8 protein-coding genes are annotated in these 13,804 nt (G+C 70.5%); 4 read left to right on the forward strand and 4 right to left on the reverse strand.

Annotation, left to right across the window (positions count from 1 at the left end):
• Positions 1 to 106: 106 nt before the first annotated feature.
• Positions 107 to 979: a hypothetical protein gene (locus ACIGXW_RS00855; protein ID WP_399568517.1), complete on the forward strand. Its 873-nt coding sequence runs from the start codon at positions 107 to 109 to the stop codon at positions 977 to 979.
• 4 nt (positions 980 to 983) lie between these two features.
• On the opposite strand, the gene ACIGXW_RS00860 is transcribed toward ACIGXW_RS00855, so the two are convergent.
• Positions 984 to 2,051: a glycoside hydrolase family 113 gene (locus tag ACIGXW_RS00860; RefSeq protein ID WP_399568520.1), complete on the reverse strand. Its 1,068-nt coding sequence runs from the start codon at positions 2,049 to 2,051 to the stop codon at positions 984 to 986.
• A 5-nt stretch (positions 2,052 to 2,056) separates the two neighbouring features.
• A complete protein-coding gene (locus ACIGXW_RS00865; protein WP_399568522.1) occupies positions 2,057 to 3,892 on the reverse strand; it encodes a DUF2334 domain-containing protein in 1,836 nt (611 codons plus the stop codon).
• Between the two features lie 531 nt (positions 3,893 to 4,423).
• On the opposite strand from ACIGXW_RS00865, the gene ACIGXW_RS00870 reads away from it, so the two are divergent.
• From ACIGXW_RS00870 to ACIGXW_RS00880, 3 genes are all read left to right on the forward strand, one after another.
• On the forward strand, positions 4,424 to 5,677 hold the full coding sequence (locus ACIGXW_RS00870; protein ID WP_360913085.1) for a glycosyltransferase: 1,254 nt from the start codon (positions 4,424 to 4,426) through the stop codon (positions 5,675 to 5,677).
• 98 nt (positions 5,678 to 5,775) lie between these two features.
• Positions 5,776 to 6,969, forward strand: coding sequence for a non-hydrolyzing UDP-N-acetylglucosamine 2-epimerase (gene wecB, locus ACIGXW_RS00875; protein WP_399568524.1), 1,194 nt, complete (start codon positions 5,776 to 5,778; stop codon positions 6,967 to 6,969).
• The gene (locus tag ACIGXW_RS00880) at positions 6,966 to 7,631 is read left to right on the forward strand and encodes a calcium-binding protein (RefSeq protein ID WP_399568526.1); all 666 of its coding nucleotides are present in this window, start codon (positions 6,966 to 6,968) and stop codon (positions 7,629 to 7,631) included. Before wecB ends, ACIGXW_RS00880 begins: the two co-directional genes overlap by 4 nt.
• 115 nt (positions 7,632 to 7,746) lie before the next feature.
• Here the strand turns inward: ACIGXW_RS00880 and ACIGXW_RS00885 are convergent, their stop codons facing one another.
• Positions 7,747 to 9,207, reverse strand: coding sequence for a glutamate synthase subunit beta (locus ACIGXW_RS00885; RefSeq protein ID WP_071964950.1), 1,461 nt, complete (start codon positions 9,205 to 9,207; stop codon positions 7,747 to 7,749).
• A complete protein-coding gene (gene gltB / locus ACIGXW_RS00890) occupies positions 9,200 to 13,750 on the reverse strand; it encodes a glutamate synthase large subunit (protein WP_399568528.1) in 4,551 nt (1,516 codons plus the stop codon). The genes ACIGXW_RS00885 and gltB overlap by 8 nt, the downstream gene beginning before the upstream one ends.
• Positions 13,751 to 13,804 lie beyond the last annotated feature (54 nt).

Raw genomic sequence — 13,804 nt, forward strand, 5'->3', positions numbered from 1 at the left:
TCGGGCCGGGTGACACCCGTGATCTAGCCGCGTTTTCGGCCAGTCGGCGAAGGCCCGCCGCCCGTACAGTGGAAGGGCACCGGCAACCGCACGGGGGTGGTCACGCGTGGGCTCGGACATCGCGATCGAGCACGGCTTCCCGCACCTGGAGACCGTGCGGTCGGCGATCACGGCGCTGTACAAGCGGCTCTCCTACGACGGAGTGCGCTCCTTCGAGGCGAGCGTGCCGCCGGCCGGCGTCGCCTTCTCCGACGACGAGGACCCCTACCTGGGCGTCCAGCGCGTCGCCGGTGAGATGGTCCGGCATCTGCGCCTGCCCGACGCCCGAATGATCGTCAGCTTCCGGGAGATGCGGCACGCCGGAAACGTCGAACTCGCGGCGGGACCGGAGTACTTCATCGAGCTCAACGCCCGCTTCAAGACCCACCGCCGCGACATCGGCGCCGCGCTCTCGCACGAGGTGATGCACGTCTACCTGCACCGGCTCGGCCTGGAGTTCCCCGGCACACGCGACAACGAGATCCTCACCGACACCGCCGCCGCCTACCTCGGCGCGGGGTGGCTGCTGCTGGACGCCTACCGGGAGTCCTCGGTCTCGACGCAGAAGCTGGGCTACCTCACGCCCGAGGAGTTCGGCTACGTCCTCGCCAAGCGCGCCCTCGCCTTCGACGAGGACCCCTCGCCGTGGTTCACCAGCCCGCAGGCCTACGACGCGTACGTACGGGGGCGGGAGTGCGCGCACCGGGACGCGCGCCGCCCCCCGCTGGCGGCCGCCGGCCGGCTGGGGCACCACCGGTACGCCCGGGACCGGCGCACACGCACCGCGCCCGCCGGCGCCGGGTACGCCTTCGAGGGCGCCGATCCGCTACGGGTCAGCTTCCCCTGCCCGACGTGCCATCAGCGCATCCGGGTGCCGGTGCGCGGGCGGCTGCGGGCGCGGTGCGCGCTGTGCCGGACGGTGCTGGAGTGCGACACCTAGCGGTTCACGAACGCGCCCACCATTTGCGCAGGATCTTCTCCGCCGGCTTTCCGTGCGGCGTGTACGACAGCCTCTTCGCGGTCTCGCCGCTGTCCGGCCAGTCGTCCCACATCCACCAGCACACGCCCGCCCACCAGGGCTTGCCGTCGAACGCGGCGAGCAGCGCCTCGTACGCGGCGGCCTGTTCCTCCTCGCCGTCGCGCTTGCTGACCGTCCAGGAGAAGGGGGCGGTGGTCGTGCCGCGCTGGCTGACGTAACCGGCCTCGGTGAAGAGGATCTTGCGGTGCTGTCGCTGCGAGAAGGCGGCGAGCTCCTCGGTGATCGGCTGCCAGGCCTGCCGCAGCCGGGCCGTGTCCGTCGTCGCCTTGTCCGCCAGCGGCCAGTACGCGTCGATACCGATGACGTCGAGGTCCTTCCAGAAGGGGATCTTCTGGTACTCGTCGTAGTTGGCGGCGTACGTCAGCGGGCCCTTGTAGCGCTCGCGGACCGCGGCGATGGTCCGGCCCCAGCGTTCGCCGTCCTGCGAGGTGCCCGCGAGCTCGGTGCCGACCGAGAACTGCTCGACGCCCGTGTCCTGGGCCAGCCGCGCGTAGTGGGTGATGAAGCGCCGGTACGCGTCGAACCAGGCGTCCCGGTCGCGGGGGCGGATCTCGGCGCGGTCACCGCCCTTGGTCAGGTCCACATGGGGCTTGACCATGGCCTTGAGCCCCGCCTCGTGGGCGAGGCGGATGATGTGGCGCAGGCTGTCGTCGGCGGCGGTCTCGCCGGTGGTGCGCATGGCCGAGTCGGTGACGCGGTCCTGGTACCAGGTCGGCGTGAAGGTCACCCACCGGGCGCCGGTGGCGGCGATCTGGCGCAGATACGTTCCCGCCTGGGGACTGCTGTAGTCGTCGGTGTTCCACGAGGGAAGCGTGACGCCCCGCACTCCGCTCACCTTCCTGTCGTCGGGCCGGCCGCTCCGGTCGCCGCCCGTGGGGCCGGGTCCGGGGTCGCCGTCACCGTCGCCGGACGAGGAGCACCCGGCGACGAAGAGGACGGCCACCGCCGCCAGCGCGGCGGCCGTCCTCCTCATCGCGTTCACTGGGTGAGAGCCGCGGGGGCCACGAAGGTGTAGCCGAGGGCACGGATGCCTTCGACCGTCTGCTTCAGCGGCTCCACGTCGTAGTACGGGTGGTAGAAGAAGCTGGCCACGCCGTCACGGACGGCCAGGTTGGCCTTGGCCGACGCGATGAGGTCGGCCGGCAGCCTCGCCGGGTGGTTGTTGTAGGGCACGGGCTCGTAGTTGCCGATGTTCTCGGGAAGCACGGTCGTACCGTAGACGTCCTTGACCGCGTACGGGAAGAACTGCCCGATGTATCGGCTGGAGTTCACCGTTCCGCCGCTGAGCGTCCCGGCGAAGTACAGCGAACGCTCCAGCCGCGCGGTGTAGTTCTGGCCGAAGACCCGGTAGTCGGTGGCCGAGGCCGCGTAGTGCGGCGTCGTCCACAGCGTGGGCTTAGGCAGGCCCGCGGCCGTGAAGGCGGCGAGGGCGGACGTCACCCTGGACTGCGCCCAGACGGTGGAGTCCTCGGGGACCGGCCCGTCGTAGATGACGCTGTCGGCGGCGTCGACGTGGGCGCGGAAGAACTCGAAGTCGTCACCCGTGACCCCGGTGTAGGGGTTGTTGACGTTCTTGTACTGGTGCGTGTAGCCGTGGTTCATCAGGACGGCGCCGCGCTGGATCATGTACTTCAGCGCCGAGACGACCTGCGGGGCCTGGGCCAGGGTGACCGTCTTGGGCACGCCGTTGTTGTAGGCGCCCTTGGGGTCGGTGTACACCGGGATGACGTTGATCCCGTAGGGGATCTTCTGCGAGTAGAGGTAATCGGCCATCGCCCGCAGCTTCGCCGGGTCGGCGTCGGGGCTGATGTCCTCCAGCCTCACGAACGCCCGGTGGCGCTCGGCGGTCGCGGGGGCCAGGCCGTCGAAGAGCAGGTCCTCGAAGACGATGACGCGGTCGGCCTCGGAGACGTAGCTGAAGGGGATCTCCCCCACGTACGTGAGGTTGCCGGAGCGCAGGGCCCAGGGGAAGGTCGCCCCGCTGTTGGCGTCCTTGGCCTGGGCGATCTCGGTGATGTCGGGGTAGTCCGGGCCGTCGGAGACCGCGGGGTGCAGCACGCCGCCGTCGAAGCCGGTGGGGATTTTCCGGGTCAGCGTCTGGTTCTTGTACGTGACCTGGTTGACGTTGCCGACGTTGCCGTTGGTCTCGAAGAACGAGTTGGTCGGGTCCCAGCCGTACTTCTTCTTGAAGTTCTCCACGCCGACCGCGTTGGCCATGCCCCAGATGTTGTCGCCGATCCAGTTGACGGGCTTGGTGGTCTTCAGCGCGTCCTGGTAGAAGGCGGCGGGGATGGCGTCGGGCAGCGTACCGCCGTAGTAGGTGGAGCCGATGTAGTAGGTGGAGGTGTACTGCTCCACCATGCCCGCGGTGTAGGCGGAGACCGGCTTGGCGGTGACGGTGCCGAAGTGGCCGGCGAGGTTGGAGACCGCCATGGCGTAGAGCTCGCCGAGGTGGCCGTAGGGGCCGGTCGTGTCGTAGAGGACGAGCGCCGAGGGACCGGCCGCGGCGGCGAGCGCCTGGGGGCCGGCGGCGGTGACGGTCGTCTTCGGGGCGGGCGCGGGGCTGATGGTCAGCGTGCCGGCGCGGCGCTTGCGGTCGTTCGCGAGACGGCTGCTCGCCCAGGCCTTGAGGTCGTTGGTGCTCGCCCCCGAGAGCGAGGCGGAGCTGATGCCCTTGAGTCCGTGCGGGGGCCGGGGTTTGTCGTCCCGGCCTATCGCGGCCTCGGCGCCCGTGGAAAGCGCGACGCCGCCCAGCAGGGCGGCGATGAGGGCCAGGATGAGCGAGAGCCGGGAAATCCCCGCTCTCCCTCGCATGTTTTCCATTGTTGTTCCCCCCTGGTTGACCAGCTGTTGTCGATTCCTTCCCCCGTAGGGGGCGGGTCCCGACAGTTGGCTGATTCTTGTGGCCCTCTGGAGGGGGTGTCAATAGACAGCCCTGGTCCGGACCGTTCAATAAATGACAACCAAATTGGTGCAGACCAAAGATCCCATCAGTCACACCACTGTCACCAGCAGGCATAACTACCGGTTGGTACACAGAATTTACTGTTCCGATTCAACATCTCTCACCATGAAGGACTGAACAGGTCGCTCGGTCTGATACCTTCCCAGCGCACGCCTCAAGCGAGGCGGAATCCGGGGGGAACTCATGTACGGAAAACCCGCTCTGGGGACAGTCCTGCCTTTGGCCGGGCTGACGGCAGCCCCAGAAGTTATGCCGGGCATACCCTTTGCCAGGGGACTGCAGGAAGCGGCGGGGGCAGGTTTCCTGCTCTACTGCGCGATAGCCGCCGTACTTCTTTCGGCCAAATTCTGGTTCGTGCTCCGAAGCTCCGGTGACCGTTGATGATCACCGAAGTCCTGCTGTGGTCCAGCATCGCCATCATCGTGATGGCCGGGTGCTACAACAGCACCCTCTTCGTCCTCTCCAGACGTCGCGTCCGCCGCGACCGCGGCCCACGCGCCGAACGTCTCTACGTCTTCCTCCTCGCCTGTCTGAACGAGGAGAAGGTTCTCGCCGAGAGCCTGGCCCGCATCACCGCCCTGCCGGCCGGAAACTTCATGGCCCTGGTCATCGACGACGCCTCCGACGACCGCACGGCCGCCATCGCCCGCGCCGCCGACCCCGACCGGGTCCGGCTGCTGCAGCGCCACCTTCCCAACGCCCGCAAGGGCAAGGGCGCCGCCCTCAACGACGGCATCCGCCACCTGCGGGAATCCGGCCTCCTCGACGGCCGCGACCCGAGCGACGTCATCGTCTGCGTCGTCGACGCCGACGGCCGGCTCGATCCTCATGTCGTCCAGGCGGTCGACCCCTACTTCGACGACCCGCGCACCGGCGCCACCCAGGTCGGCGTGCGCATGTACAACCGGCACAAAGGCCTGCTCGCCCGGCTCCAGGACATGGAATTCGTCATCTACGGCGACATCTTCCAGTCCGCCCGCCGCTACTTCGGCAGCGTCGGCATGGGCGGCAACGGCCAGTTCATGCGGCTCTCCGCGCTGGACACCCTCGGCGACGGAAGCGGCAGGGGACCATGGAGCGACTCCCTGACCGAGGACCTCGACCTCGGGGTGCGCCTCATCGCCCGCGGCTGGACCAACCAGCACTGCACCACCGCCGCGGTCTCCCAGCAGGCCGTGCTCGACGTCCGCCGGCTCGTGCGCCAGCGCTCCCGCTGGTTCCAGGGCCACCTGCAGTCGGCCGGGCTGGTCCCGCTGATCCTGCGCGAGGTGCCCACCAAGGCCGCCGTGGACCTGCTGTACCACCTCTCCAGCCCCGTGCTGATCCTGCTCACCTCACTGCTGCCGCTGTCCTTCCTCGTCGCCACGGCCGGCACCGTCATCGGCTCCATCCAGGCCGGACACGCGCTCATCTCGCCCATGTGGATCGCCGGCCCGTACGTGCTGTCCTTCACGGCGGCGTACGCCTACGGCTGGGTCTACTCCCGGCGCGAGCGAGGACTCGGGCTCGTCCGCGCGATTCTGCTCTCCCACGTGTTCGTCCTCTACGGCTACATCTGGTTCGCCGCCGGATGGTGGGGCCTGTGGCGGATGCTCACCGGCAAGCAGACCTGGCTCAAGACCGCGCGCACCTGACGCCGGCACCGCGCGCGCCGCAGAACCGGCGCGCGCCCACCGGAGGACCGGCAGCGCCCCCAATCATCAGCCAAGCAAAGGTACTTCTAGGGAGACCCATGTCCCCGAACGTCATCGCCACGCCCGTACGCGCCATGCTCGTGCTGGGCACCCGGCCGGAAGCCATCAAGCTCGCGCCGCTCGCCCGCGCCATGGCCGCCTCACCGCTCTTCGACCCCATCGTCGTCACCACCGGCCAGCACCGCGAGATGCTCCACCAGATGCTCGAACTCCTCCAGGTCGAGGTGGCCGTCGAACTCGACGTCATGCGGGAGCGGCAGGAGCTGTCCACCCTCACCGCCCGTCTCGTGGACGGCCTGGGCGAGGTCGTCCGCGAGCAGCGCCCCGACGTCGTGGTCGTCCAGGGCGACACCACCTCCGCCCTGACCGGCGCCCTCGCCGCCTTCTACGAGCACATCCCCGTCGCCCACGTCGAGGCCGGGCTGCGCACCGGGGTGCTGGACAACCCCTTTCCCGAGGAGCTCAACAGGCGCCTCATCGGGCGCATGGCCCGCTGGCACTTCGCGCCCACCCCGCGCGCCGCCGGCCACCTGACCGCCGAAGGGGTGCCGGACGCCGAGGTGTTCGTCACCGGCAACACCGTCATCGACAACCTGCTGTGGGTCCTCGAACAGGACACCGGCACCAATCTCTTCCGCACCGACCTGCGGCGCGTCCTGGTCACCCTGCACCGCCGCGAGAACCAGGGCGACAAGATGCGGGCCATGGGCAAGGCCCTGCGGCAACTCGCCGACCGCGGCGACGTGGAGCTCGTCCTGCCGCTGCACAAGAGCCCCGCCGTCCGCGAGGCCCTGCTGCCGGAGCTGACCGGCCACCCCCACATCCGCGTCGTCGAGCCGCTGGGCTACGTCGACTTCTCCGCCACGCTCGCCGGCTGCGACCTCGTGCTGACCGACTCGGGCGGCATCCAGGAGGAGTCCCCCAGCCTCGGCAAGCCGGCCCTGGTCCTGAGGACCACCACCGAGCGGCCCGAGGCCGTCGAGGCGGGCGCGGCCAAGCTGGTCGGCACCGAACCGCAGGCCATCCTCGACGCGGCCGTACACCTGCTGGACGACGAGGAGGAGTACCGGCGGATGGCGACGGCCGGCAACCCCTTCGGTGACGGTCGGGCCACGGAGCGCATCGTGGCGCAGCTGGCGGAGGACTTCGGCGCCGACGCAGAAGCGGTGGCCGTATCCGATGCCGTGATCGCCCCACAGCCCGATGGTCCGGGGTCATACTCGACGGCATGACGAGAGATCGCCGGCTTCTCGCCCTCGCCGTGCTCGCGGCCGCCGTGGTGGCGGGCATCGCACTGGCCGTGAGCACCATGTGGGAAGACAGCGGAGAGCCGGCGAGGCCGTGGGCCGAGGGATCGGTCCACGGCCCCTGGCGGTCGGTCTTCGACGGCCACGGAGTGAACATCGGCCGCCACGACGGCCTGGCCCTCTCCCCCCAGCCCGCCAAGGTGCCGGAGGAGACCCACGCGGGGCTGATCGTCTCCACCGAGCGGTACGGGGACGTCGACTACCGCGCGCGCATGCGCACGGAGGCCCAGCTGCGCACCCCCGAGCCCAACCCGTGGGAGGTGCCGTGGCTGGTGTGGGGCTACACCGACCCGGAGCACTTCTACTACATCACGCTCAAGCCCAACGGCTGGGAGCTGGGCAAGCGCGACCCCGCCTATCCCGGCGGGCAGCGGTTCCTGGCGACCGGCGCGGAGCGGTTCCCGGTGGGCAAGTGGTCGGACGTGCGGGTCGGGCAGCGCGGGGCCCGGATAGAGGTGAGCGTGGACGGGCGGGGCCTGGTGGCTTACGAGGACAAGGAGCGCCCGTATCTGCGGGGCAACGTCGGGGCGTACACGGAGGACGCCCGGGTGGTGTTCAGCGACGTGTCGGTGCGCTCCGCCGACTGACGGTCCGGCGGTCCCCGCCGGATCGTCGCGAACCATCGTGGAACGGCGCCTGCCTCGGCCGGGGAGGTGAGGCAGGCGCCGGGTAGGGCGGGCCGCGTGCTCGGCGGCCGGGGGGTCAGACGCTGAGCGCGCGGTCCGTCGGCCTGACCGGGGCGGGCAGGGTGCTGGTTCCGGTCAGGTAGCGGTCCACGCCGCGGGCGGCGGAGCGGCCCTCGGCGATGGCCCAGACGATGAGTGACTGGCCGCGGCCCGCGTCGCCGGCGACGAACACACCGGGGACGTTGGTGGCGTAGTCGGTGTCACGGGCGATGTTGCCGCGCTCGTCCAGGGCGAGGCCGAACTGCTCGACGAGACCGTTCTGTCGATCGGTCCCGGTGAAACCCATCGCGAGGGTGACGAGCTGGGCGGGGATGCGACGTTCGGTGCCGGGCTTCTGCTCGAGCTTGCCGTCGACGAACGCGACCTCAACCAGGTGCAGCCACTGGACGTTGCCGTCCTCATCGCCCTCGAAGCGGGTGGTGGAGACGGAGTAGACCCGCTCGCCGCCCTCCTCGTGGGCCGAGGTGACCTTGTAGAGCATGGGGAAGGTCGGCCAGGGCTGGTTCGCGTTCCGCTCCTCCCCCGGCCGGGGCATGATCTCCAGCTGGGTGACGGAGGCGGCGCCCTGGCGGTGGGCGGTGCCGACGCAGTCGGCGCCGGTGTCGCCGCCGCCGATGACGACGACGTGCTTGCCCTCGGCGGTGATCGGGGAGACCGTGAGGTCGCCCTCCTGCACCTTGTTGGCCAGCGGCAGGTACTCCATGGCGAAGTGGATGCCCGCCAGGTCGCGGCCGGGGACGGGCAGGTCGCGGGAGGTGGTGGCGCCGGCGGCGATGACGACGGCGTCGTAGCGCTTGCGCAGCTTGGCGGCGTCGATGTCGCGGCCGATCTCCACCTCGGTGCGGAACTTGGTGCCCTCCGCGCGCATCTGCTCGATGCGGCGGTTGATGTGGCGCTTCTCCATCTTGAACTCGGGGATGCCGTAGCGCAGCAGTCCGCCGATGCGGTCGGCGCGTTCGTAGACGGCGACCGTGTGGCCGGCGCGGGTCAGCTGCTGGGCGGCGGCGAGTCCGGCGGGGCCGGAGCCGATGACGGCGACGGTCTTGCCGGAGAGGCGCTCGGGCGGCTGCGGGGTGACGTCGCCGGTGTCCCAGGCCTTGTCGATGATGGTGACTTCGACGTTCTTGATGGTGACGGGCTGCTGGTTGATGCCGAGGACGCACGCGGACTCACACGGCGCGGGGCACAGCCGCCCGGTGAACTCGGGGAAGTTGTTGGTGGCGTGCAGCCGCTCGGAGGCGGCGCCCCAGTCCTCGCGGTAGGCGTAGTCGTTCCACTCGGGGATGAGGTTTCCGAGCGGGCAGCCGTTGTGGCAGAACGGGATGCCGCAGTCCATGCAGCGGCTCGCCTGCTTGGAGATGACGGGCAGCAGGGAGCCGGGGACGTAGACCTCGTTCCAGTCGCGGACGCGTTCGGCGACGGGACGGGTGCGGGCGACCTCGCGGTCGGTGGTCAGAAAGCCCTTCGGGTCAGCCATGGGTCGCCGCCTCCATCATCTTCTCGTGGGTCTCGGTCTCGGAGAGACCGGCTCGCTCGGCGGCGTCCTTGGCGGCGAGCACTGCCTTGTACGTGGTCGGCATGACCTTGCTGAAGCGGGTCACGGCCGTGTCCCAGTCGGCGAGGAGGCTCGCCGCGACGGTGGAGGCGGTCTCCTCGTGGTGGCGGCGCACCACGTCGTGCAGCCACTGCCGGTCGTCGGCGTCGAGGGTGTCGACGGCGGCGGCCAGCTCCTTGTTGACGTTGTCGGGGTCGAGGTCGACGACGTAGGCGACGCCGCCGGACATGCCGGCCGCGAAGTTGCGCCCGGTGGCTCCGAGGACGACGGCGCGGCCGCCGGTCATGTACTCGCAGCCGTGGTCGCCGACGCCCTCGGAGACGACGGTGGCGCCGGAGTTGCGGACGCAGAACCGCTCGCCGACGCTGCCTCGCAGGAACAGCTCGCCGCCGGTGGCGCCGTAGGCGAGGGTGTTGCCGGCGATGGTGGAGTACTCGGCGAGGTGGTCGGCGCCGCGGTCGGGGCGGACGACGATCCGGCCGCCGGAGAGGCCCTTGCCGACGTAGTCGTTGGCGTCGCCCTCCAGGCGCAGGGTGACGCCGCGCGGCAGGAAGGCGCCGAAGGACTGGCCGGCGGAGCCGGTGAAGGTGATGTCGATGGTGTCGTCGGGCAGTCCGGCGCCGCCGTACTTCTTGGTGACCTCGTGGCCGAGCATGGTGCCGACGGTGCGGTTGATGTTGCGGATGGGTACCTGGGCGCGGACGGGCTGGGCCTGCTCGGCGCCGACGGTGTTGAGTGCGTCGGCGGCGAGCTTGATCAGCTGGTTGTCGAGCGCCTTGGCCAGGCCGTGGTCCTGTGCGGTGGTGCGATGGCGGACGGCGCCGGCGGGCAGGTCGGGCACGTGCAGCAGGGGCTCGAGGTCCAGGCCCTGGGCCTTCCAGTGGCCGACGGCCTTGGCGGTGTCGAGGAGCTGGGCTTGGCCGACGGCCTCCTCGAGGGTGCGGAAGCCCAGTTCGGCGAGGATCTCGCGGACCTCCTCGGCGATGAACTCGAAGAAGTTGACGACGAATTCGGCCTTGCCATTGAAGCGCTCGCGCAGGACGGGGTTCTGGGTGGCGATGCCGACGGGGCAGGTGTCCAGGTGGCAGACGCGCATCATGACGCAGCCGGAGACGACCAGCGGGGCGGTCGCGAAGCCGAACTCCTCGGCGCCCAGCAGGGCGGCGATGACGACGTCGCGGCCGGTCTTGAGCTGGCCGTCGGTCTGCACGACGATGCGGTCGCGCAGCCCGTTGAGCAGCAGGGTCTGCTGGGTCTCGGCCAGGCCCAGCTCCCAGGGGCCGCCTGCGTGCTTGAGCGAGGTCAGCGGGGAGGCGCCGGTGCCGCCGTCGTGGCCGGAGATCAGGACGACGTCGGCGTGGGCCTTGGAGACGCCCGCCGCGACCGTGCCGACGCCGACCTCGGACACCAGCTTCACATGGATGCGGGCGGCGGGGTTGGCGTTCTTGAGGTCGTGGATGAGCTGGGCGAGGTCCTCGATGGAGTAGATGTCGTGGTGCGGGGGCGGCGAGATCAGGCCGACGCCGGGGGTGGAGTGGCGGGTCTTCGCGACCCAGGGGTAGACCTTGTGGCCGGGCAGCTGGCCGCCCTCGCCGGGCTTGGCGCCCTGGGCCATCTTGATCTGGATGTCATCGGAGTTGACCAGGTATTCGCTGGTCACGCCGAAGCGTCCGGAGGCCACCTGCTTGATGCTGGAGCGGCGTGCGGGGTCGTAGAGGCGCTCGGGGTCCTCGCCGCCCTCACCGGTGTTGGACTTGGCGCCCAGCCGGTTCATGGCGATGGCGAGGGTCTCGTGGGCCTCCTGGGAGATGGAGCCGTAGGACATGGCGCCGGTGGAGAAGCGCTGGACGATGGCGCTGACCGGCTCGACCTCGTCGAGGGGGACGGCGGGGCGGTCGCTTTTGAAGGAGAACAGGCCGCGCAGGGTCATCAGCCGCTCGGACTGCTCGTCCACGCGCCGGGTGTACTGCTTGAAGATGTCGTAGCGGCGGGCACGGGTGGAGTGCTGCAGCCGGAAGACGGTGTCGGGGTCGAAGAGGTGCGGCTCGCCCTCGCGGCGCCACTGGTACTCGCCGCCGATGTCGAGGCGGCGGTGGCTGGCGGGGACGCCGGTGACGGGGTAGGCCTTGGTGTGCCTGGCCGCGACCTCGCGGGCGACGACGTCCAGGCCGGCGCCGCCGATCTTGGTGGCCGTGCCCTGGAAGTACGTCGCGACGAAGTCCTCGTCCAGGCCGACCGCCTCGAAGACCTGGGCGCCACGGTAGGAGGCGACCGTCGAGATGCCCATCTTGGACATGACCTTCAGGACGCCCTTGCCGAGCGCCTTGATGAGGTTGCGGATGGCGTCCTCGGGGGCGAGGTCCGGCAGGAACGTCCCTGCCCGGACGAGGTCCTCGACGGACTCCATGGCCAGGTACGGGTTCACCGCCGCCGCGCCGTAACCGATGAGCAGCGCGACGTGGTGGACCTCGCGGACGTCCCCGGCCTCCACCAGCAGCCCCACCTGGGTGCGCTGCTTGGTGCGGATGAGGTGGTGGTGGATGGCCGAGGTCAGCAGCAGGGACGGGATGGGGGCGTGCTCGGCGTCGGAGTGCCGGTCGGAGAGCACGATGAGGCGGGCGCCGTCGGCGATGGCGGCGTCGGCCTCGGCGCACATCGCCGCGAGGCGGGCGGCCAGCGCCTCGCCACCGCCGGAGACCCGGTACAGGCCGGAGAGCGTGGCGGCCTTCAGGCCCGGCAGGTCGCCGTCGGCGTTGATGTGGATGAGCTTGGCGAGCTCGTCGTTGTCGATGACGGGGAACGGCAGGGTGACGCTGCGGCAGGACGCGGCGGTGGGGTCGAGGAGGTTGCGCTGCGGGCCGAGGGAGGAGATCAGCGAGGTGACGAGCTCCTCGCGGATGGCGTCCAGCGGGGGGTTGGTGACCTGCGCGAAGAGCTGGGTGAAGTAGTCGAAGAGCAGGCGCGGGCGCTCGGACAGGGCGGCGATCGGCGAGTCGGTGCCCATCGAACCGATGGGCTCGGCGCCGGACTTGGCCATGGGGGCGAGGATGACGCGCAGCTCTTCCTCGGTGTAGCCGAAGGTCTGCTGGCGGCGGGTGACCGAGGCGTGGGTGTGCACGATGTGCTCGCGCTCGGGGAGGTCGGCCAGGTCGATCAGGCCGGCCTCCAGCCACTCCTGGTAGGGCTGCTCGGCGGCGAGGGCGGCCTTGATCTCGTCGTCCTCGATGATGCGGTGCTGCTCGGTGTCGACGAGGAACATCTTGCCGGGCTGCAGGCGGCCCTTGCGGACGACCTTGGCGGGGTCGATGTCGAGGACGCCGACCTCGGAGGAGAGCACGACGAGGCCGTCGTCGGTGACCCAGTAGCGGCCGGGGCGCAGACCGTTGCGGTCGAGGACGGCGCCCACGACGGCGCCGTCGGTGAAGGTGACGCAGGCCGGGCCGTCCCAGGGCTCCATGAGGGTGGAGTGGTACTGGTAGAAGGCGCGCCGGGCCGGGTCCATGGAGGCGTGGTTCTCCCAGGCCTCGGGGATCATCATCAGCACGCTGTGGGGCAGCGAGCGGCCGCCGAGGTGGAGGAGCTCCAGGACCTCGTCGAAGGAGGCGGAGTCGGAGGCGTCGGGGGTGCAGACGGGGAAGATCCGCTCGAGGTTGCCGTCGGCGCCGAACAGCTCGCTGGCCAGCTGGGATTCGCGTGCCCGCATCCAGTTGCGGTTGCCCTTGACCGTGTTGATCTCGCCGTTGTGGGCGACGAAGCGGTAGGGGTGGGCGAGCGGCCAGCTCGGGAACGTGTTGGTGGAGAACCGGGAGTGCACCAGCGCGACGGCGGTGGCGCAGCGGCGGTCGGAGAGGTCCGGGAAGAACGGCTCCAGCTGCCCGGTGGTGAGCATGCCCTTGTAGACGATGGTGCGGGCGGACAGCGAGGGGAAGTACGTGTCCGCCTCGCGCTCGGCGCGCTTGCGCAGGGCGAAGGCCTTGCGGTCGAGGGCGAGGCCGGTGTTCACACCGTCGCCGACGAACAGTTGGCGGAAGGCGGGCATGGTGGCGCGGGCGCCGGCGCCGAGCAGGTCGGGGGCGACGGGCACCTCGCGCCAGCCGAGGACGGTCAGGCCCTCCTCGGCGGCGATCGTCTCGATGCGCGAGACGGCGGCGGCCGCCTCCTGGTCGTCCGCGGGGAGGAAGCCGATGCCGACGGCGTAGGAGCCGGCCTCGGGGAGCGGGAAGCCGGCGCTCTCGCGGAGGAAGGCGTCGGGGACCTGCAGCAGGATGCCCGCGCCGTCGCCGGAGTCGGGGTCGGAGCCGGTGGCGCCGCGGTGCTCCATGTTGCGCAGGACGGTGAGCGCCTGTTGCACGAGCTCGTGGCTCGCCTCGCCGGTGAGAGTCGCGACGAAGCCCACGCCACAGGCGTCGTGCTCGTTGCGCGGGTCGTACATCCCCTGCGGGGCGGGGTGGGATGCGTGGCGCATCGGCGCTCCCGTCGTCGTCTGGCAGTCATGTCAGAGGCATGTGCCGAGGGACGA

The sequence above is a fragment of the Streptomyces sp. NPDC053079 genome (genome assembly GCF_044546695.1).
Lineage (GTDB): Bacteria > Actinomycetota > Actinomycetes > Streptomycetales > Streptomycetaceae > Streptomyces.

Excerpts from the sequence above, each read along its gene's own strand:
- ACIGXW_RS00860 (WP_399568520.1), bottom strand. The coding sequence starts at position 2,051 with ATGAGGAGGACGGCCGCCGCGCTGGCGGCGGTGGCCGTCCTCTTCGTC.
- ACIGXW_RS00865 (WP_399568522.1), bottom strand. The coding sequence starts at position 3,892 with ATGCGAGGGAGAGCGGGGATTTCCCGGCTCTCGCTCATCCTGGCCCTC.
- ACIGXW_RS00870 (WP_360913085.1), top strand. The coding sequence starts at position 4,424 with ATGATCACCGAAGTCCTGCTGTGGTCCAGCATCGCCATCATCGTGATG.
- wecB (WP_399568524.1), top strand. The coding sequence starts at position 5,776 with ATGTCCCCGAACGTCATCGCCACGCCCGTACGCGCCATGCTCGTGCTG.
- ACIGXW_RS00880 (WP_399568526.1), top strand. The coding sequence starts at position 6,966 with ATGACGAGAGATCGCCGGCTTCTCGCCCTCGCCGTGCTCGCGGCCGCC.
- ACIGXW_RS00885 (WP_071964950.1), bottom strand. The coding sequence starts at position 9,207 with ATGGCTGACCCGAAGGGCTTTCTGACCACCGACCGCGAGGTCGCCCGC.
- gltB (WP_399568528.1), bottom strand. The coding sequence starts at position 13,750 with ATGCGCCACGCATCCCACCCCGCCCCGCAGGGGATGTACGACCCGCGC.